The sequence below is a fragment of the Afipia sp. GW821-FHT04G03 genome (genome assembly GCF_059419985.1).
Map to the genome: position 1 here is coordinate 1,759,735 of NZ_JBWKSV010000001.1, position 20,533 is coordinate 1,780,267.

Annotated in this window: 19 protein-coding genes; 4 read left to right on the forward strand and 15 right to left on the reverse strand. The window is 58.6% G+C overall.

What is annotated here, in order from left to right:
• Positions 1–3 precede the first annotated feature (3 nt).
• The 8 genes from AC07UB_RS08410 to AC07UB_RS08445 form a co-directional block, all read right to left on the reverse strand.
• Entirely contained in the window at positions 4–771 is a 768-nt protein-coding gene (locus tag AC07UB_RS08410) for an ABC transporter ATP-binding protein (protein WP_492792404.1), read from the reverse strand.
• Complete coding sequence (locus AC07UB_RS08415; protein ID WP_492792403.1) at positions 768–1,754, reverse strand: branched-chain amino acid ABC transporter permease; 987 nt, start codon at positions 1,752–1,754, stop codon at positions 768–770. The genes AC07UB_RS08410 and AC07UB_RS08415 overlap by 4 nt, the downstream gene beginning before the upstream one ends.
• A 15-nt stretch (positions 1,755–1,769) precedes the next feature.
• The gene (locus tag AC07UB_RS08420) at positions 1,770–2,654 is read right to left on the reverse strand and encodes a branched-chain amino acid ABC transporter permease (RefSeq protein WP_492792402.1); all 885 of its coding nucleotides are present in this window, start codon (positions 2,652–2,654) and stop codon (positions 1,770–1,772) included.
• A 57-nt stretch (positions 2,655–2,711) separates the two neighbouring features.
• A complete protein-coding gene (locus AC07UB_RS08425; RefSeq protein WP_492792401.1) occupies positions 2,712–3,965 on the reverse strand; it encodes an ABC transporter substrate-binding protein in 1,254 nt (417 codons plus the stop codon).
• 46 nt (positions 3,966–4,011) lie between these two features.
• Entirely contained in the window at positions 4,012–6,405 is a 2,394-nt protein-coding gene (locus AC07UB_RS08430; RefSeq protein WP_494651395.1) for a xanthine dehydrogenase family protein molybdopterin-binding subunit, read from the reverse strand.
• A complete protein-coding gene (locus tag AC07UB_RS08435) occupies positions 6,405–6,887 on the reverse strand; it encodes a (2Fe-2S)-binding protein (RefSeq protein WP_494651394.1) in 483 nt (160 codons plus the stop codon). The genes AC07UB_RS08430 and AC07UB_RS08435 overlap by 1 nt, the downstream gene beginning before the upstream one ends.
• The gene (locus AC07UB_RS08440; RefSeq protein ID WP_494651392.1) at positions 6,884–7,765 is read right to left on the reverse strand and encodes an FAD binding domain-containing protein; all 882 of its coding nucleotides are present in this window, start codon (positions 7,763–7,765) and stop codon (positions 6,884–6,886) included. The genes AC07UB_RS08435 and AC07UB_RS08440 overlap by 4 nt, the downstream gene beginning before the upstream one ends.
• Positions 7,766–7,955: 190 nt before the next feature.
• Complete coding sequence (locus tag AC07UB_RS08445) at positions 7,956–8,903, reverse strand: LysR family transcriptional regulator (protein ID WP_492792397.1); 948 nt, start codon at positions 8,901–8,903, stop codon at positions 7,956–7,958.
• A gap of 101 nt (positions 8,904–9,004) precedes the next feature.
• Between AC07UB_RS08445 and AC07UB_RS08450 the strand changes: the two genes are divergently transcribed.
• From AC07UB_RS08450 to AC07UB_RS08460, 3 genes are read left to right on the forward strand one after another with little or no spacing between them, the layout of a single operon-like run.
• Entirely contained in the window at positions 9,005–10,111 is a 1,107-nt protein-coding gene (locus AC07UB_RS08450; protein WP_494651390.1) for an LLM class flavin-dependent oxidoreductase, read from the forward strand.
• Positions 10,112–10,141: 30 nt separating this feature from the next.
• On the forward strand, positions 10,142–11,017 hold the full coding sequence (locus tag AC07UB_RS08455) for a polysaccharide deacetylase family protein (RefSeq protein ID WP_494651388.1): 876 nt from the start codon (positions 10,142–10,144) through the stop codon (positions 11,015–11,017).
• 19 nt (positions 11,018–11,036) lie between these two features.
• Positions 11,037–12,026 carry a Gfo/Idh/MocA family protein gene (locus AC07UB_RS08460; RefSeq protein WP_494651387.1) on the forward strand — a complete coding sequence of 330 codons (990 nt, stop codon included), beginning with the start codon at positions 11,037–11,039 and terminating at the stop codon, positions 12,024–12,026.
• On the opposite strand, the gene AC07UB_RS08465 is transcribed toward AC07UB_RS08460, so the two are convergent.
• From AC07UB_RS08465 to AC07UB_RS08495, 7 genes are all read right to left on the reverse strand, one after another.
• Positions 11,994–12,695: a TetR/AcrR family transcriptional regulator gene (locus tag AC07UB_RS08465; RefSeq protein WP_492792393.1), complete on the reverse strand. Its 702-nt coding sequence runs from the start codon at positions 12,693–12,695 to the stop codon at positions 11,994–11,996. The two genes, AC07UB_RS08460 and AC07UB_RS08465, sit on opposite strands and share 33 nt — an antisense overlap.
• A 15-nt stretch (positions 12,696–12,710) precedes the next feature.
• Positions 12,711–13,247, reverse strand: coding sequence for a flavin reductase family protein (locus AC07UB_RS08470; RefSeq protein ID WP_492792392.1), 537 nt, complete (start codon positions 13,245–13,247; stop codon positions 12,711–12,713).
• A 12-nt stretch (positions 13,248–13,259) separates the two neighbouring features.
• A complete protein-coding gene (locus AC07UB_RS08475; protein ID WP_494651384.1) occupies positions 13,260–14,486 on the reverse strand; it encodes an acyl-CoA dehydrogenase family protein in 1,227 nt (408 codons plus the stop codon).
• A gap of 16 nt (positions 14,487–14,502) precedes the next feature.
• Complete coding sequence (locus tag AC07UB_RS08480; RefSeq protein ID WP_494651382.1) at positions 14,503–15,012, reverse strand: VOC family protein; 510 nt, start codon at positions 15,010–15,012, stop codon at positions 14,503–14,505.
• Positions 15,013–15,253: 241 nt separating this feature from the next.
• The gene (locus tag AC07UB_RS08485; RefSeq protein ID WP_494651380.1) at positions 15,254–16,156 is read right to left on the reverse strand and encodes an NAD(P)-dependent oxidoreductase; all 903 of its coding nucleotides are present in this window, start codon (positions 16,154–16,156) and stop codon (positions 15,254–15,256) included.
• A 626-nt stretch (positions 16,157–16,782) separates the two neighbouring features.
• Positions 16,783–17,118 (reverse strand): hypothetical protein, encoded by a 336-nt coding sequence (locus tag AC07UB_RS08490; protein ID WP_494651379.1) that lies wholly within the window; start codon positions 17,116–17,118, stop codon positions 16,783–16,785.
• 288 nt (positions 17,119–17,406) lie between these two features.
• Positions 17,407–18,474 (reverse strand): glycosyltransferase family 4 protein, encoded by a 1,068-nt coding sequence (locus AC07UB_RS08495; RefSeq protein ID WP_494651377.1) that lies wholly within the window; start codon positions 18,472–18,474, stop codon positions 17,407–17,409.
• 288 nt (positions 18,475–18,762) lie between these two features.
• On the opposite strand from AC07UB_RS08495, the gene AC07UB_RS08500 reads away from it, so the two are divergent.
• On the forward strand, positions 18,763–20,526 hold the full coding sequence (locus AC07UB_RS08500) for an ABC transporter ATP-binding protein (RefSeq protein WP_494651376.1): 1,764 nt from the start codon (positions 18,763–18,765) through the stop codon (positions 20,524–20,526).
• Positions 20,527–20,533 lie beyond the last annotated feature (7 nt).

Consider the following 20,533-nt stretch of genomic DNA (forward strand, 5'->3'; position numbering starts at 1 on the left):
GCTTCAGTGCTCCCGCTGGCCAAGGTAGACCCGCTTGACCTGTTCGTTCTGGCGGACTTCCGTTGGTGTGCCCTGCGCCAACAGTTCTCCATGATGCAGCACGAGAACGCGGTCGCTGATCCCCATCACCAGTTTCATCTTGTGTTCGACGAGAATAACGGTGCGCTCCTTCGCCAATTTGACGATGAGGTCCATCATCACCCGGGTCTCTTCCGGGCTCATGCCCGCCGTCGGCTCGTCCAGCAGCAACAGCCGCGGATTGGCAGCCAGCGCCATTCCGATTTCGAGCGCACGCTGTTCGCCATGCGCCAGTTCCTTGGCAAGCCGCTCGCGGCGATCCCACAGTCCGACCAGCGCCAGCAACTCATCCGCTTTCTCGACGAGCCCCGGAAGTCTGGCGCGCGGGCGCCAGATATCATAGCGCGAGACGAAGGCTTGCAGTCCGACGCGGACATTCTCCCGCGTCGTAAGGAGCGGAAACACGTTGGTGATCTGGAAAGACTTCGCGATGCCCATATGGGCGAACTCGTGCTGTGCGACATTGGTGACATCGCGGCCTTCAAACTCGACCTTGCCGCTGGATGGCGGGAAGGCGCCGGACAACAGGTTGAAATAGGTGCTTTTCCCAGCACCGTTCGGTCCGATGATCGAGGTGATCGCGTCGCGCGAGAACTCGGCAGAGATATTGTTCAAGGCTACGAATTTGCCGAACTTCTTGCTCACGCCGGTCGTGCGCAAGATGACTTTTGAAGTGTCCACCGAAGTCGTCATGGCTTGACCCGCTTCAAGATCGTTCCCCAGATTCCGGCCGGGAAAAACAACACACAGATCACGAAAACCGCACCGACAATCAGCTGCCAATGAACGGTCCAAAGCGAAACCAGATTCTCGAGCAGCAGGAAAACGGCCGCGCCAATGAACGGGCCGAAGAATGTTCCCATTCCTCCCAACAGCGACATCATCACCACCATACCTGATGTCTCGATGTGCAGGATCTCGATCGGCACAATGGACAGATGGAGGGCCATCAGCGCGCCAGCCAAACCACAGAACGCACCGGACAGGATGAACGTAATCAGCCGGGTTCGCGTCACGTCATAGCCGGAAGCCCGCGCTCGCGCCTCATTTTCCCGGACGGCTTCGATGACAGCGCCAAACGGCGACGCCAATATTCGCGACAGCACGAACAGAGCCATGATCACGAACGCCGCGATGACATAATAACGCGTCAGCGGATTGATGAAGTCGAATTTCAGGCCGAAGATATCGATGATGCGAACGTTAATACCGCGCAAGCCGTTCTCGCCACCGGTCCAATCGACCGCCTGATAAAAGAGATAGAAAACGCATTGCGAGAGAGCCATCGTCACCATGGCGAAATAGATTCCACGGGTGCGGATCGCCAATGCACCAATACCAGCCGCCATGACAGCACCACCCACTATGCCCATCACGATCGCGGCATACCATGGCCATCCAAAATGGACGATCGCGATGCCGCAGAGATAGGCACCTGTGCCAAACAGCGCCGCATGCCCGAACGACAGAAGTCCGAGATACCCGAACAGCAGATTGAACCCGACCGCATAGAGGCCATAGATCAGGATGTTCACCGCCAGCGCGGTGAATGGCATGACCAGCGGAAACACCAGCACGGAGAGACTTGCCAGGATGGCGCGGTGGCGCTTGGCAAAATCGAACCAGCCGGCCGATGCGACGCCCGGCGGCGTCAGAGTTTGAGAAAGCTCATTCATCTTTGTGTACTCGCCTCAGCTCATGAGCCCGGCACGGCCGAAAAAGCCCTGCGGACGGATGAGGAGAACAATTGCCATCAAGGCAAAAATTGAAACCTTGGCCATTTCCGGCGCGAACAACGACGTCATGCTGACAACCACGCCGACCAGAAGACCGGCAATAACGGCGCCGCCGATCGAGCCCATGCCGCCGACAACCGTGACAACAAATGCCTCGGCCAAAATCGTTGCTCCCATTTCGGGGATCACACCCTGCAACGGCGCGGCGAGAAGTCCTGCAAGTCCCGCGATACCGGAACCAATCCCGAAAACAAACAGCCAGACCCGCGCGACATTGACGCCCAGCACACGGACGATCTGCGGATCGCGAGCACCCGCGCGGATGATCAGGCCGAAGCTTGTGCGCTCAAGGAAGAGCCAGAGCCCGAGCAGAACTGCTGCCGCGATGCCGATCACAAACAACCGATAGAGCGGGAAATATCCGACGCCAATATTGACGGCGCCCTGGAGAATTTCCGGTGTGTCGAACGGATAGCCGCTCTTGCCGAAAGCAATGCGAATAAGTTCGACCATTACATAGCTGAGGCCGAACGTCAGCAGCAGCGGATAGTCGATGCCGCGGCCATAAAGCGGCCGGATCAGGAAACGCTCCACGACAAGGCCGACTGTGCCGACGATCAACGGAACGGCAACCAGACAAAGCCAGAAGTTGCCTCCCAGGGAGAGAAGGAACAGCCCGACATAAGCTCCCACCATATAGAAGGCGCCATGCGCGAAGTTCACGACGGTCAGCATGCCGAAGATCAGCGACAGACCGATGGCGAACAGCACATAAATCGCACCGAGCGCAAGACCCGTGAACAACTGCAACGCGATCAGATCAAAACTCAGGCCGGCCATGAATATCTCCAGTTATGACGCGCGCCCGCGACGGGCGCGCGTCCGTCAGTCAGCGGCTCAGGACTTGTGACCAAGCGCTTCGCAGGTCCGCAGGTTCTGTTCGCTGGGTTCTTCCGTCGCCACAACGTTGAACACGTCGGAATCGCCCCTCTCCGGCTTGCTTTTGGACTCGATGATGAGAACCGACTGCACAGCCTGATGATCGCACTTGCGATAGTATTCGGGGCCCTTGTAGTAATCGTACTTCAGCGCTTCGACTGCGGCGATCACCTTGTCAGTGTCGAGAGTACCAGCCGCCTTGGCGCCCATCAGCAGCGTCTTTACACCGGCATAACCCAATGCGCCGTAATCCGATGGCACCTTGCCGCCGTGCATCTTGCGGAACCGATCGTTGAACGCCTTGGCCGACGCAACCTTGTCTTCGATGCCCCAATAGTACGAGGTGCCGCCAATGACGCCCTCGAACGCCTGAGCGCCGGCTGCAATACGGCCCGTGTACAACAGAATCGGCGCAACGATCTTCATGCTTTTCTTCAAGCCGAAGTCGGTCGCCTGCTTGAGCGCAATCTGCTGATCGCGTCCGAAATTGCTGATGACGAGAATATCCGGCTTCAACGCCTGGATACGCGGCAGAAGCGCCGAGAAGTCCGTGGTGCCGAGCGGGTGACGAATATCCGCCAGAGTCTCAACGCCGAGGGCCTTGCCTGCGGTCTGGAAGCCACGAACCATTTCATGGCCGTAGGCGTAGTCGGCCGTGAGGAATGCGACCTTCTTGCCGAACTTCGAGAACGCGTAACGTCCGACGGCACCCGCGGTGAGATGGGGCGTCAGCGCTTCGTGGAAGGTGTACTTGCTGAAGTCCTTCGCTTCGTTGATTTCGTCAGACTGGCTGATCGAATTGTAGATGATCTGGCGTTCCTTGGTGACGTTGTTCACGGCAAGCTGAACGGAGGCTGAGAGGCTGCCGACGATGAAGCTGACCTTCTCCTTCTCGATCAATTCCAGCGTGCGCGTCGCGGCCTCGCCCGGATTGAGCTTGTCGTCGCGAACGAGCAACTCGGCCTTACGACCGTTGAGGCCCCCACCTTCATTGAATTCCGCGATGGCTACTTCCGCGGCGCGAACCTGGTCCTGCGCTTCGGTGCCGTAAGGTCCGGTCAGCGGAACGGGGAATCCAACCTTGATGGTTGCTTCCTGCGCTTGAAGAAGATTGATGCGAAATGGCGATGCCGCCAGAACAGCGCCTGCGCTTGCCGTCGTCAGCAGGCGGCGGCGCGAGATCGAGCTAGAACCCGTTGTTTTCTTGGCCATGTATTCCTCCGTGGTTGGGTGTTTGGTGTTTTTGCAGAAACTTCGGTCAGATGTGTCCGAGCGCCTTGAGAATGATCCGCGGCGTCAGCGGTATTTCAGTCACAGTGACATTGAACGGCGAAAGCGCATCGTTCACCCCGTTCGTGACGACAGCGGCAGCGGCGGCGGTTCCCGCCTCTCCGGCTCCCTTGGCGCCAAGTTCACTCTCCATTGTCGGCGAGACGACGTGTCCGACATCGATATCCGGAATTTCGCCTGACATCGGGACAAGATAATCCGCCATGTTGGCGTTGGTCAGCTGACCCCGGTCATCGTAAATGCAGTGTTCGTAAAGCGCCGCGCCGAGGCCCTGAACCACACCGCCTCGAATTTGCTCATCCACGAGTTGCGGATTGATGACGGTGCCGCAATCCTCCACCACCCAGTGCTTGAGAAGCTTGATGAAGCCCGTTTGCGTATCCACCTCCAGCCACGAGGCCTGAATGCCGTTTGTGAACGCGAAGGGATACTCGCGTGGCACAAAGTGACGGGTTGCCATCAGCTCGGGCTGGAAGCCCGGCGGCAACGTGTCGGGCCGGAAGTAAACAATGCGCGCCAGTTCATGCAGTTCAATGCGTTGCTGGCCACCCTGAACATCCACTACGGAATTATCGACGATGTCCAGGTCGCTGGGCTTCGCTTGAAGAATGGCAGCAGCGACGTCCAGAATATTCTTGCGGAGCACCTTGGCCGCCTGCAGCGCGGCTTCGCCGCCGATCCCCGCGCCGCGCGAGGCCCATGTGCCGCCGCCATAAGGCGTGTTGTCGGTATCGCCGAGAATCACGCGCACGCGCTCCATCGAAACCCCGAGCACACTGCCGACGATCTGGGCGGTGAGCGATTCCGATCCCTGGCCCTGCTCGGTGATGCTTGTCTGGCAGATCACGCGGCCGGTCGCGTCCAGACGCACGGCCACGCCATCCTGCGATGAAATCCGCGCGCCGCCGACACCGTAGAAGGCCGCACTCGGATTGGTGACTTCGATGAAGCTCGCAATGCCGATGCCGCGATAAACTCCGCGCTTGCGCAACTCCGCCTGCTCGGCGCGCAGCGCATCGTAATTCATCATCGCAATCAGCTTATCAAGCGACGCGTGATGCGATAGCGATTCGAATTTCAGCCCTGATGGAGATCCACACGGATATGCGTCATCGCGAATGAGGTTTTTGCGGCGGATCTCGATCGGATCCATACCAATTCGCTGCGCGGCGAGATCAACGAGCCCCTCCGTGATGGAGCACGCAATGGGGTGACCCACGCCGCGATATTGGCAGGTGACGTTCTTGTTCTGATAGACGACACGGGTCCGCGCTCGATAGTTGGGCGTGGTGTATTGTCCGCCGACCAAATTGACCACCTGATTGGCTTCGATGGCGCTGGTGCGCGGATACATCGAATACGGCCCTACCCCGGTGAGATCATCGATCTCGAAGGCGTTGATCGTACCGTCCCTGCTGACTCCAATGCGCGCCTTGCAGACGTGGTCGCGTGCATGGATATCGGTGTTGAAACTCTCGACCCGGTCGGCGACGAACTTGACCGGGCGACATAGCAGCTTCGACAGCGCAAGGGTGGCCATCTCGTCGGCATAGATATGAACCTTGATGCCGAACGAACCGCCGACATCCTTGCAGACCACGCGAACCTGCGACTCATCCAGACCCAGATGTATCGCGGCAATATTCTGCACCATGTGCGGCGCTTGAGTGCCGAGATAAACGGTCAGGCGCTCCTCTCCGCTGTTCCAGTCGGCAAGCACCGCGCGCGGCTCCAGCGTGACGCCGGTGTGACGACCGAATACGAACTCGGTTTCGACAATCTCGTCGGAATCCTTGAAAGCCTGATCGACTGCGCCGGCATCGAGATTGCGCTCAAACGCCAGATTGTCCCCGAGATCCGAATGAATCACCGGCGTGCCGGAGTCTAGCGCGGTGCGCATGTTCGTGACCGGAACAAGCTCTTCATATTCGACCGACACGAGTTCGGCTGCATCCTCGGCGAGAGCGCGGCTGGTCGCGACGATGGCCGCCACGGCCTCGCCCTGCCAGCAAGCACGGTCAATCGCGATGGCATGCTGGGGCGCAGATTTGAGTCCCTTGAGATGCGAGAGGACGCCAACCCACGGCGTGATGACTTTCGCCAGTTCGGCACCGGTCACAATCGCGATCACACCGGGCATCGCCCTTGCCTCGGTCGCATCGATCTTCACAATTCTGGCGTGAGCGTGGGGCGAGCGCAGAAACGCGACATGCGCCATGCGCGGCAGCACCATGTCGCTGACATACTGCCCACGGCCTTGCATCAGCCGCCCCAGATTAGGTCGCGGGACGATCTTGCCAATATACGAATTCGGGCGATCCAGAACCGAAAGGCTGGGTTGTTTTCCGGAGCTATCGTTCATCACACCCGCTCCGAACGCTTACGCGCCGTCGTCTCCACGGCATCGACAATCGCATGATAACCTGTACAGCGGCAGTAGTTGCCGGACAGATGCTCGCGGATCTGTTCGCGATCGGCTTGCGGCTTTTGCTTCAGGATATCCTGCGCAGCCATCATCATGCCCGGCGTGCAAAATCCGCACTGAAGGGCGTTACGATCCTGGAAGGCCGCCTGCAAATCCGAAATCTCTCCGCTGTCCGATAATCCTTCGATTGTTTCGACGGACGCGTTTTCCGCCTGCACCGCCAGCAGCAGGCAAGAACGAATGATGTCGCCGTTCACACGGACAGTACAGGCGCCGCAAACGCCGTGCTCGCAGCCAACATGCGTTCCGGTGAGACCCAGATGCTCGCGAAGAAAATCCGCCAGATTCAGCCGGGGAAGTACATGCGCGGAAACGCGCTCGCCATTGACGATCAGCGAGATCGGCGTCGGGGCTGTCATGCCGGCATCCTTGCTTCGAGATCTGGCCGGCCAAGGAGCACCGTCACACATCGAACCATCAACAGACGAGCGAGATGGCGGCGCATCGCGATGGAAGCCTGCTGGTCTTCCTGTGGATCAAGTTCTGCGTCAAGCGCGGCCTGCGCATCGGCCAGCATCGATGCCGTCACCGGCTTGCCGACAAGATGCCGTGACGCCGCTGCGAGCAACGGCCGGTCGCCAACGGCAAAGAAGCCGAGCCGAAGATCGGTGAGCACATCGTTATCGAGAACTCCACACGCCGCCAGTCCGACGATGGCGTAATCGCCCTTGCGGCGCGCGTACTCGTGGAAAAAATGAACGGTGTTCGGTTTAGCGACAGGCACCTCGACTGCAACCAGCAACTCTTGCGGTGACAGCACCGTCTCGTAAATGCCGGTAAAGAAATCGACGGCCGGAATGCGCCGCTCACCGCTCCTGCCACGCACGACAATGGTTGCGTCGAGAGCAACAACGCAAGCCGGAAGCTCCGATGCGGGATCCGCATGCGCAAGGCTCCCGCCGATGGTGCCTCGGTTCCGAATTGCGGGATGCGCAACATGCGCAATGGCTTCTGTCAGAAGCGGTGCATGCTTCGCGATATCGGGAGAGTTCAGAATATCGACATGACGGGTCAGCGCGCCAATCGTCAGGACGCCCTTCGAGGCGGAAATCCCGCGCAGCTCGGAGATCGCGCCAATATCGACCAGCAGTGCCGGAGCCGACAACCTCAAGTTTAATGCAGGCATAAGACTTTGCCCGCCGGAAAGGACCTTTGCCTGGTCACCGTGCAGGGCAAGCAATTCCAATGCGTCAGTTACGCTCAATGCACGCGAATAGCTGAAAGCCGAAGCTTTCATTCCGGCCGCCTCCCTCACTCGCCTCATTTTCTGATGGGCTTGAACAGATTAGACGGCGCGGACAATTAAACGTCAAGCGTTATTTATCGAACGATTATTTCATGATCGTGACGCTGTGCCTCGGACGACGATTGAAAACCACTTCAAAGTCAGAAAACGCCGATCGGAATATCGCGTCGCACCATCGTGATCAGGATTGCTTTCGTCCCATGCGACGCCGTGGTGTTCGCTGTGAGCCTGTACGTTCCCGGAACACAAGCCGCGATTGTTTGGCCCCCATTTCAAGAATATCGGCGAATAATGCTGCAGCCGGAGACATGACCTTGCGTGCAGGTTCGATCAAAACGAACTCGGAATAAAACGGTGGGTCCAGCGGCCTGACGTCGAACCGACCGCCATCGAGGTCCGATACCATCATTACAAATGGTAAAATGGCGACCCAGTCGCTCGCTGCGACAAATTGCAGCGTTCCCATCATCGCATCGAGTTCGAGTCGCTGGGCAACGGCAATGCCATTCGCGCTAAAGTAGGTTTCGATGTTGCGTCGCCGGGTATTCTGAAGGCCGGGCAGCACCACTTTCAGCGGACCAAGCTCAGATAACTTAACTGGCTTCAAGTTGTGGCCCCGCTTCGCGCTGACAAGCATCTCCCTGTCCCGCGCAAGCAGACGATGCGATATTCCGGTGGCTCCCTCGAAGGCAGGGACCACGGCAAAATCCAATTCACCCTTCAGGGTCATGTCCGTCAAAACACCCGAATAGGCTTCGATGACGCTGATCTCCGAGCCGGGCGCGGAGCTGAGAAACTTGTCGAGTGCGGGAGCGAGAATCGATCTGGTGAAGGTCGGCATCAAGCCCACGCGGATCGTGCCGCGGACGTGGTTGACCGCAACGCTTTGCTGAGCCGCTTCCAGCTTCTTCAGAACGTCGACGCATTCACGGTAGTAAAGCTTCCCTGCGAGGGTTGGTTCGACGTCGCGGCCATCACGCTCCAGCAACACAGCGCCAAGTTCAGATTCCAGTTGTTTGATGTGTTGCGAAATGCCCGACTGGGTCGCACCTTCCCGTCTGGCCGCCGACGTGAACGAGCCTTCCTCATAGACAGCGACAAAAGATCTGATCTGGCGAAGCGAGAGCATCCATCAAATTTCCTAATGCGGGAAAGTAAGAATAATCATTTTTCTAATAGCTCACAATCGCTAGTCTTCCCGACAACCATAAGCAATGCAGGAAATGCGCTATGAATCTGGGCTTTTTCACCATGCCGATCCATCCCCTGGATAAGGACTGGCGGCAGTCGCTGGCTGAGGACCGTGAGGCCTTCCTGCTCGCCGACGAGCTTGGATTTACGGAGGCCTATGTTGGGGAACACGTCACCGACAAGGCCGAAAACATCACATCCTGCGTGACGTTTCTGGCGTGGGTCGCCGCCGCTACCCGGCAAATCAAGTTGGGTACAGGCACCGTGAACATGCCCAATACACATCCCGCGACAGTGGCAGCCGGCATCGCCATGCTGGATCACATGCTTGATGGCCGTTTCATTTTCGGCATCAGCCCGGGCGGACTTTTGTCTGACGCTGAACTGTTCGGCAATCTCGATTTCAACCGCAATGAGATGTTTCTCGAGGCGATTAATCAGGTGCTCGGCATCTGGTCGGGCGAGCCGCCCTATAACCTCCAAGGCAAATACTGGACAGTTTCGACACAGCGCACCCAGATCAAGGAAATCGGCCAGGGCTATATCCCCCGTCCGCTGCAACGTCCCCATCCTCCGATTGTCGTGACGGCCGTTGCTCCGTTCTCCAAGGGAGTGACCGAAGCAGCCGTGCGCGGATGGGACCCGATCTCGGCAAACTTCCTGATGCCCGCATGGGTCAAGAGCCACTGGCCGAAATATGTGGAAGGCTGCGAACGTGGCGGCCGTGCTGCGGATCCGGCCAACTGGCGCGTCGCCAAGAGCGTTTTCGTCGCGGACGACGCAGCAACCGCGAAAGCCTACGCCACTGACCCCGACGGTCCGTATGTGAACTACTATCGGTCGCTGTTTACGAAGCTCAAGAAAAACGGACGCATCGAGCTTTTCAAAACACGCCGTGACCAGCCTGATGACGAGGTCACGCTTGAGATGATCTGCGACAAGCTGATCATCTACGGCACGCCCGATAGCGTCGCCGATCAGCTTCTTGCCTTTCAGAGCGAAGTCGGCACATTCGGGACGCTGCTCTACGCCGGCAAGGATTGGAAAGATCGCGAACTCGGGCGAAGGTCCATGATACTGACGGCTGAGAAAGTCATGCCGCTGGTGAACGCCAGCTCGCCCAGACAAATCAAGGCCGCGGAATAAGCGGAATAACAAGCAAGACAGGACGTTCAGTTGGCCCTCACCGATCGCATCCCCTATCAGGCTCTTATCGACCGTCCCAAGCTCGTCCTTCCGGGCGGCAAGAAGCTCGCGGTCTGGATTATTCTGAATGTCGAGGAATGGCGGATCGAAAACGCCATGCCCCGCACAGTGCTCAGTCCGCCGATGGGGCAGCCGCTGCTTCCGGACGTACCGAACTGGTCATGGCATGAATATGGAATGCGCGCCGGCTTCTGGCGTCAGTTGAAGGCGCTTACGGACCGAAACATTCCGACGACGCTGGCAATCAACGGAAACGTCTGCACGTCATATCCGCGTGTCGCGGAGGCCGCGCGCGAAGCGGGATTCGAGTTCATGGGGCATGGCTTCCTGCAGGGCCCGATGCACAAGCTCGAAAATCAGAGCGACGCCATCAAGCGTGCCGTAGACACCATCGCGAAATTCGCCGGCAAGGCGCCGCGGTCGTGGGAAAGCCCGGGGCTCACCGAAACCGAGGAGACGCTCGATCTGCTGCGATTGAACGGCATCGAGTATGTCGCGGACTGGGTGATCGACGATCTCCCGCAGGATATCGCGACACCTCATGGAACCATGACGACAATCCCCTACACCGTCGAGACCAACGACATCGTCGTTCATGCGCTTCACCATATGGCGTCGGACCAGTTCCTGCGCCGCTGTATCGATCAGTTCGACCGGCTCTATCTCGAAGGCAATGACAATGCCCGCGTGATGGCGATCTCGATTCATCCCTACATCACCGGCGTACCGCACCGGATCAAATATCTCGAACAATTGCTCGATTATATCATCGGCCACGATGGCGTTGCCTTGATGACTGCGAGTGAAATCGGCGACTGGTATCGCGGCCAGATGGCCAAATTCTAATTTTTGCTGGAGCGCAAACATGATCCGTGCCGCCATTGTCGGGCTGGGATGGTGGGGACAGACCCTGGCCAGCAGTCTCGCGACCAGCGACGTCATCAAGCCAATTCTGGGGATAGACCCACTCGAGCCGATGCGCGCCAAGGGCGCAGCCCTGGGACTTGAAACGTCCGCAAGCTTTGAAGACGCACTGGTGCGAACGGATATCGATGCCGTTATCCTCTGCACCCCGCAGGATCATCATGCCACGCAAATCGAGGCCGCAGCGAAGTCAGGCCGTCACGTATTTTGCGAGAAGCCTCTTTGCACGACGGCTGCTGACGCCGAACGAGCGATTGCAGCGGTGAGAAAGGCAAAGGTGCAACTCGGCATCGGCCACGAGCGACGCTTCGAACCGGCCGTGATCGAAATGCGCAAGCGATTCGCGGACGGCGAATTCGGTAATGCACTCATGCTGGAGGGAAATTTCAGCCAGGACAAATTTCTCAACCTCCCGCCCGACAACTGGCGCCTGTCGAACACGCTGAATCCAGTTGGTCCCTTGTCCGCCACCGGCATCCATCTGGTCGACCTTTCGATCGCCATTCTCGGGAAACCGATCCATGTGTGGGCGCGGCTGGCCACGCTCGGAAGCCGTTTTGCCAACGGCGACACGCTTTCGATCACCATCGGTTTCGAGACCGGCACAACAGCCACGCTCAACGCGGTACTTGCCACGCCGTTCATGGGGCGGCTCGCGCTGCTGGGATCTAAAGGCTGGATGGAAATTCGCGACCGGACCCATCCCGAGAGCCCGACGGGCTGGGATGTGACGCGCGTCCACCGCGGTCAGCCGCCGGAAACAGCTTACTATCAGCCTCATCCGGCCGTGCGCGACAACCTGGAATCGTTCGGACGGGCTGCGCTCGGCAGAGGTTCATATCCGGTCTCTCATGACGAGATGCTGTCGAACGTGCGCACGTTCGAAGCCATTCAACGGTCAGCGAGCAGCGGTCGTGTCGAGGCGGTTTGATTTTGTCGCCGGCCGCTTCGCGGCCGCACCGGACACCCGGGCGAAGCCGGCGAGATAACCATCGATTGCGTTGGCAATCATTTCACTTTTATCCTGAATATCAGGCATCTCGTAAATGTATCGTCGAACGCCGTAGTAGAAAACACCGCCGTGGAAAACCCACGCCATTTCGATTTCGGATGCCGACGGCTTGGCCTGCGTCGGCAGGCCAAATTCGAACCTGCATTCCTTGATGATGCGGGTCAGGATCTTGTCGCGCACGACACCGACATACCAACGGTTGATATCGAGACCCTTGAGGCCTGAGAACAGATAGATTCTGAGCCATTTTCGCGTAAAAATCACATTGGTGTAAGCTTCGTAGAACTGCACAAGCCGCTCGCGGATCGGGCTTGACCGATTGGTGAGAAGCTTTTCCCAGCCGGTGTCGAGCGGCTCAAGATACACCTTGCGATAAACTTCCTTGATCAATTCTTCCTTGCTCGGGAAATAGCGATACAGCAGCGGCTGGGTCACGCCCAATCGGCGTGCCAGCTCGCGCGTGCCGCCATCGAATCCCTCTTCGGAAAAGAATTCCGTAGCCTTGCGGACAAATTCCTGACGGCGATCTTCAGGAGACAGACGCTTCTGTTTCACACGCGCGATCGACGAAGATGGTTTCTTTTTCATGATGATCTGCGGGGGTCATGCCTCGGGAACAAAGTGACCGAATTTGCCGCGAGCGAAAAGCAGCGGCTCTGCATGGTTGTAAGCATAAGCCTCCACGGCACCAAGAAAAATCACATGGTCGCCCCCGTAATAGCGGTCGGCGCTGCGGCATTGAAATGTGGCCACCGCATCGGCGAGCACCGGGGCATCGCCTAAACCCGGTTTCCACGTGACCCCGGCAAACTTGTCGTCCGCGCGCGTGGCGAACTGGGTTGCTAGTTTTTGCTGGGACGCGCCCAGCACGTTCACCGCGAAATGGCTGGCATTCTGAAAAATGCTCATGCTCGGAGAATAGCTAACCAGGCTCCAGAGAACGAGCGGCGGATTGAGCGAGACCGACGCGAACGAATTACAGGTCAATCCGGCCCTGCCACTCGGCGTCGCGGCCGTGATGACCGTGACACCCGTGGCGTAGGCACCCAGAGCATTCCTGAAATCGCGAGGATCGATCGAGGAACTGTCGCTCGAGAGCTCTTCGCCATGCTCGGTCGGATGTTGCGAAACAGCAGCCATCGGCCTGACCTCTCAAAGAGTGAGATTTTCGGACGGCAGATCCAGCGCGACGCGGCCAAAATTCGTTCCGGCGGCATCGAAGCTGAAGGCGATGTGCGCGTTGATCGCATGGGCGTCGCGGAACTGCCGCTGAAGCGCGCCCGTTGTATAAAGACCGCGCGCACCGCTCGCCGAAAACAGCAACGAGACCGCTTCCGTGCAAAGATTCACCGCGTAGGCGCCGTCACGCCGGTATCTGGTTTTTTCCGCAAGCTTGGGAATTTCACCGTGACGCGCATCCGTCATCGCATCGATGCAGGTCCGCCGCATGATGAGACGCGCAGCATCAATCTTGGCCGACGCTTCGGCAACCTTGATCTGCGTCGTCTGCAAATCGCCAAGTTTGGCGCGATTATAAGTCGACGCACGATGCCGGGCGATCTCGATATAGTCGTCCAGGCAGGCTTGCGCGTTGCCAAGGGCGGCACCCGACAGAACAAAAGGAAACAGCGCGAACACTGGCAGCGCATACAGCGGACCGGGATTCACAGCGCTTCCCGGCGTAGCGCCTCCGGCGACATCTTTCACCGCAAGCGTCATGTAATCGGGGACGAAGACGTTCTTGGCCTCGACGTCGTTCGATCCGGTCCCCTTCAGGCCGGTTGAATTCCATGTATCGATGATCTTGTAGTCATCCTGCTTCAGCAGAAAAATCCGGTACTCAACGCCGTCTGCATCGTCTTCGGAGGAAACGATGCCCGCAAGCATGTTCCAGGTACTCGAATTGACGCCTGATGAGAACGGCCATCGGCCTGACAAGGTGTACCCACCCGCCACCTTCGTCGCGCGACCAGCCGGAAATACAAATGATGACGCAATGAGAGCGTTGACGTCGTCTTTCCAGATCAGATCCTGCGCACGCGGATCGAACATGCCGAGCATCCAATGATGACTCGCCAAATTCGCGAGATTCCATGCGACCGACGCATCGGCAAGCGCCACGACATCGGCGAAATCGACCAGCGCGACGTAATCCAGTTCCGAACCACCGACCCGCTTCGGCTGAAGAATTCTGAACAGCCCCGCCGTATGGAGGTCTTGCTCGGTCTCCGGTGGGAGACGCCGCATCTCCTCGGTCGTTGAGGCACGTTCACGCAGTTTCGGCAGAAGCGCGTATGCGCGCTCCAGCATCGCGGAATATGCATCGTCTTGACCGTTTGAGCGCCGGTCCAGATCAAGCTTATGGACTGTACCTGCCATGAATCTCTCCCGGACGTTAACGCGCTGCCGCTTTGCGGGGCGCGTTCGGTTTGATATGCGGACGATCGAGATAGAGCGATGCCTTAAGCCCTTCGTCGTCTTGCGTCGCGAACTCCGACAACAGCTTCATCTCTGGAATACGCGAACGGTCCAACGTGGTCACATCCGGCCAATCGATCTCGACCAGATTGCCGGCAGGATCGCGCAGATACATCTGCACGCAGCCATCCGGTAACTCGTTAACCGGATTGCGGAAGGCCGTGGAATCTAGCGCGCCGATCGCCTTGGCCTGTTCGTAAGCGGCATGAAAATCGTCTACGTCGAGCGCGAAGTGCTGATAAACCGGAATATGGTCCTCAAGCTCGAACAGATGGAGTTGAAGGTCGCCACAACGCAGATACTTGGTCTTGAAACCGAAATTGTAGGTCGGGATCAACTCCATGCCCAGCACGGTTTGATAGAAACGAGCGGACTCTTCCAGATCCTTCGCGCCGATGGAAAGATGGTTGAAACCAAGGACTTTCATGTCTGCACTCCCGCGAATTTCATTGAAGCTTTTTGATTTATCACCCGATAAATAACGCGGCCCGGACGAAAATGCAAGCACGTTGGCGCGGAATGCACCGCACAAAGCGTGCTGCGTGTGCGCCATGCTTTATTCAAATTTGGGATAGTGCGTGGTCAGACCAGCTGCGACAGCCTATCCGGCCGTCCGAACGCCCTCGATCATTGCGCCCGCGATGAAACGGCCGCTGAAGCGTGCCCCACTACGAAGCGGGTTTTTTCCGGTCAATTCCATGCATCGTCTCGAGCACGGCGCAGACTGCAGCTGTATCCTGCTCCTTGCGACCGAGGGCCGCGCCTGCATGATAGACCTGCGAAGCGGCGGCGTAGACAGGCAAGGCACAATCGAGATCCGCAGCAAAGTCGTCGATAATCGAAATGTCCTTGAGCTGCATGCGGATCGTTGCCGTCGGCACGTCATACGTTTCATCGCGCATCAACGGACCTCGCATCTGAAACATGCGTGATGTCCCGGCGCTGTCAGCAAGCGTGTCGTAAACCAGCGCCGGATCTATCCCGGCCTTGATGCCGAGAACCATTGCTTCCGCTGCCGCCACGTTGTGAATCGTAACAAGATGATTCGCGATGTATTTCATGACGCTCCCCCGGCCGAAGGGCCCGAGATAGCGCTGCACGCGGGACATCCCTGCGAAGACTGCCCCGCAACGAGCGAAGGCCGCTTCGTCACCACTGCCAAGAATAACGAGATCCTTGGTGACCGCCTGCGCGCCAGTGCCGCTGATCGGACAATCCAGAAGGATCTTCCCGTTCTTTTCCATGATCGCGAGCGCCGCGCGCTTGATGTCCAGCGGGAGCGTGGAGCATTCGATAACGATCTGCCCTGCCCCTTTCGCATAAGCAATGCCGCCGGAACCGCCAATCGCTTCGGTCAATGCCTCTGCCTTCGGCAACGACATGACGATGATCGGTGCGACCTCAGCCACCTCACGGGGTGAATCCAGAGCCTGACCACCCAATTCTTCCAGCCGCACACATGCCTCTGGCGTCGGGTCGAATCCAACCACGGCAAAGCCAGCCTCGCGCAAATTCCGCGCAATGGCCGTACCCATAATTCCAACGCCTACAATGCCGACTTTCTGATTCATCAAACAAACGCCTTCACCAGGGAAAAATGTGACTCACGATGTGAACGGACAATCGACGATCCGACGGCAAGCGTCAAATGACCGCGATCCTGACGTAGCCGTCGTATCCACAGACCGTTGAGCCCCTGCCAACAGTGACGACCGGGGCCCTGAGTTCCCCTGCCTCATACTTTTCATCGTCCTGCCTTGGTATGGTCAAAGCGCGATGCCCCTCTGCATCCGCAGATTGGCTGGATTATTCCGCCGCGCATCGCACCTCGTAACATCACGGAGCGTCAATGCAATTCAAGTTGCAACATGCGGACTCGCAAGCCGACGATCCGCACGACGTCATCGCAGCGCAACTGCGCGACCTGGCACCCCGCCTCTCACCTGGTCCGGACGCGCCTCCCCTCACGCCTGCAGTACCTGCGGAGCCCTCCAGCAGCGAACCGTCGCCTCGCGCTGCGCCTCTGAATGACAACTCAGGCCACGTCCATGATTTGACGCCGCGCCCGCGGTCCGGTCGAGGAGCTATGCTGCTCATCGCCTGCGCTGGCATCGCCGCAGTGGCGGCCTGGCATTCTTATGGGGACGAGGCGAAGCAGAGGCTTTCGTCTCTTCTGCCGCAGCTTCTCGCAGGCACTTCAGTTCCAGCGCAAAATGCCAATGCCGCCGAACCGCAGGACGCGGCCTCTCAGGTAGCGCCTCCCCAACCGGCCGGCGATCCGGCCGTGCAAGAAGCGGCCGGCGCGGCATCTGTGACGCCGACAGAGCCCGCGGTAGCGGCTCCCTCGACTGCCGAGCCTCCCCCGGCACAGGCGGCGCTTCCACCCGAGCTTGCGCAATCGATTGAAACGATGGCGCGCGAAATCGTTTCGCTCAAGCAAACGGTGGAGCAGCTTCAGGCTGGCCAGCAGCAACTGAGCCGCGATGTTGCGAAGGCTGCCGAGCAGGAAGCGCGCCGCAAGTCGGCTGTGCAAGCCTCGAAGCCGGCCGCACCGCGACCGCAGCGCGCATCAACACCCGCTCCGGCCCCACGCGCTTTCGCGCCGTCATCCCAAACCTATCCGCAGGGACAGACTTATCCGCAAGGTGCCGCGCAACGTGACGCTTACATTCCACCCCCGCCGCCTGCGCCCGCGCAACTACCGCCACAGCCCGGCGACTTGAGTGCCCCACGGCCACCTATGCCACTGCGGTAGGTCTACAACCCGGCAAGTCCTGTTCAAGGTTCAATCCTCTTCGGGGACTTGCCAAGCGCTTACATGCTATTCGGCGCTGCTGACCAGCCGCATTCGCGGAGCCGCTGCGTCCGTCAATCCCTGATAGGCGGCGAGATAGTCCAACGCCATGCGACGCGCTGTGAACCGTTCATCGAACCGCTTGCGAACGGCGCCCCGATCTATCTGTGGCAGCAAGCCGACGGCTGCAACCGCACTGATTTCGTCCTCCACGACAAAGCCAGTGACACGCTCGTCAACAATCTCCGGAACGGAACCGCGATTGTAGGCAATCACGGGCGTTCCACAGGCCATTGCCTCGATCATGACAAGACCGAATGGCTCGGGCCAATTGATCGGCAACAACAGTCCGAGCGCGCCACTTAAGAAAGCGGATTTCTCATGGTCAGCGATCTCGCCGATATACTCTACAAGCGGATGGTCGATGAGTGGACCGATGACCTCGTCATAGTACTCCTGGTCGGCACGATCGATCTTCGCCGCGATTTTAAGCGGCATGCCGCATCGAATAGCGATCCTGATCGCCGTATCCACTCCCTTCTCCGGCGCGATTCGGCCTAGCACCGCCAAATAGCTGGGCGTCACCGGCCGGGGCGTCAGAAGCTTTTCGGGAATTCCGTGATGAATGGTGCGTATCCAATTGGCTTGGGGTACCGGTCGCCGCTGCGTGTTCGATATTGAAATAACCGGGATTGATGAGAACGTATTAAACACCGGCTGGTGCTCCGGCAGGTCTAGCCGACCGTGCAGCGTCGTGAGAAATGGCGTCGGCTGACGCGCGAACAACGAGAACGGATAGTAGTCGAGATGAAAATGCAGGAAGTCGAATTCCTCATTGTCGCATTTTCTTCGGACCCGTTCGAGCATCACCATGTGAAGCGCATTGGCATCGCGGACCGATCCGTCGAGACGTAAGGCCCTCGGCCATGTTGCGTCCAGCTTCGCGGAGGATTGAGAGTCCCCGCTGGCGAATAGCGTAACGTCGTGGCCAAGCGAGACCAGTTCTTCTGTCAGCCAATGCACAACGCGCTCGGTTCCACCGTAAAACTTGGGTGGAACAGCCTCGGTGAGCGGAGCAACCTGCGCAATCCGCATACATCTCTCCCATCGTCCCAAGGGGTGAACAATTCTGTGGTCTTCAGTTTGTGCTGAAGTCCCGAAGCGGAACGTTCTCGCAGATGCGAAGTTCCTATTGAGGGTCCATTACTTTCCACGACGCTGTCTTGTTAACGCCATCTCGGTCGATCAGCCTTCCTCAAACCGACGGTCGAGAGGTTTTGCATTAACGATGGCAAAACGATGAGCATCGCGCGGATGCGCATGGTGTGACCGGAAGGAAACTTTTCTGCAGGATCGATTCCTGCAACGCTTCTCAGGGGTTACATGGATAGTCTTTCGGGATACACACATCGTCCCTTCGCTTTCGTGCTGCTCTACCTTCAGCAGCGAATGATGTCGCATGTCGTGATCGTGACTACAGTTGCAGCAGCCGTTGCTTGCTCGGTAGGCACACAGTATGGCGTGAAATATCTCGTCGACTGCCTTGCCGCCGGACCGACCCACAATGCTGTATGGCTGGCATTCGGAATTCTTGTGGCTCTGATCGCGGCCGACAATTTCCTTTGGCGGGTCGCAAGCTGGATCGCGAGTTTCACATTTGTGGGCGTGACCGGAGATTTACGCAGGGATATTTTCCGCCATTTGACCGGCCATGCACCGGGTTATTTCTCAGATCGGCTGCCAGGAATGCTCACCAGCCGCATCACCGCAACGTCCAATGCCGTGTACACCCTGGAAAACATGTTCGTCTGGAACGTGATGCCACCGTGTATCGCGACTGTTGCCGCGATCGGGTTAATTGGAACCGTCAGCTCCATGATGGCGGCGGGATTGACCCTTGTCGCAAGTGTGGTCGTAATCGCGATGTTCCGCATAGCGGCAGCGGGGAAACCCCTGCACGACGAGTTCGCCAACAAGGCCGCCGCGGTGGACGGGGAGATGGTCGACGTCATCAACAACATGCCGCTGGTGCGGGCGTTTGGCGGTCTCGATTACGAACACGAACGCTTCGATGCCACGGTCAATCGCGAGCTGAGCGCAAGGGGTCGCAGCTTGCGCTATCTCGAACGGCTGCGGCTCACGCACGCGGCTATCACCATCGTCCTCACGATCGGGCTGCTGGCATGGGCGATCCGGCTTTGGCAGCAAGGCAGCGCAACCACCGGCGATGTCGTACTGGTTTGCACGCTCGGTCTCTCTATCCTGCATGCCACACGCGACCTGGCCGTGGCGCTCGTCGATGTCACCCAGCATGTCGCAAGGCTGTCCGAAGCCACTGCAACACTCCTTGTGCCGCACGAATTGCGCGATCATCCCGAAGCCGAACCTCTGGTGAGAGCCGGCGCCGTCATTGCCTTCAACAACATCTCGTTCAGCTATCCTGGCGGCACGCCGTTGTTCGACAAGTTCAGCCTTCGGCTCAATTCAGGCCAGCGGGTCGGGCTTGTTGGTCAGTCCGGCGGAGGGAAGTCGAGCTTGTTTACTCTGCTGCAGAGATTTTACGACGTCCAGAGCGGCAGCATCACCATCGATGGTCAGAATGTTTCGAAAATCACGCAGCAAAGTCTACGCGAAGCGATTTCCGTCGTCCCACAGGACATCTCGCTGTTTCAGCGTTCGATCATGGAGAACATCCGTTACGGCCGCCCAACGGCGACCGACGACGAAGTCTTGCGTGCGGCCATCGCGGCGCGCTGCGATTTTGTCGAGGACCTGCCGGACGGACTTGAAACCATGGTCGGAGATCGCGGCCTCAAGCTATCCGGCGGGCAACGTCAGCGCATTGCAATCGCGCGCGCGTTCCTGAAAGACGCGCCGATTCTTCTGCTTGACGAGGCGACTGCGGCTCTGGACAGCGACTCCGAGGAAGCCATTCGGGAAGCACTCGCGAGACTTATGCGCGGAAGAACCGTGATTGCAATCGCGCATCGCCTAGCGACGCTGCGCAACTTCGATCGTGTTATTCTGCTTCAGGCAGGACGGATCATCGAAGACGGTTCACCAGATCGATTGATGCAGCGTCCAGGACCCTACCGCGAACTGGTGACACGAGAAATGAACCGACTGGCGAAGCACGCCGCTGCCTGACACGTCC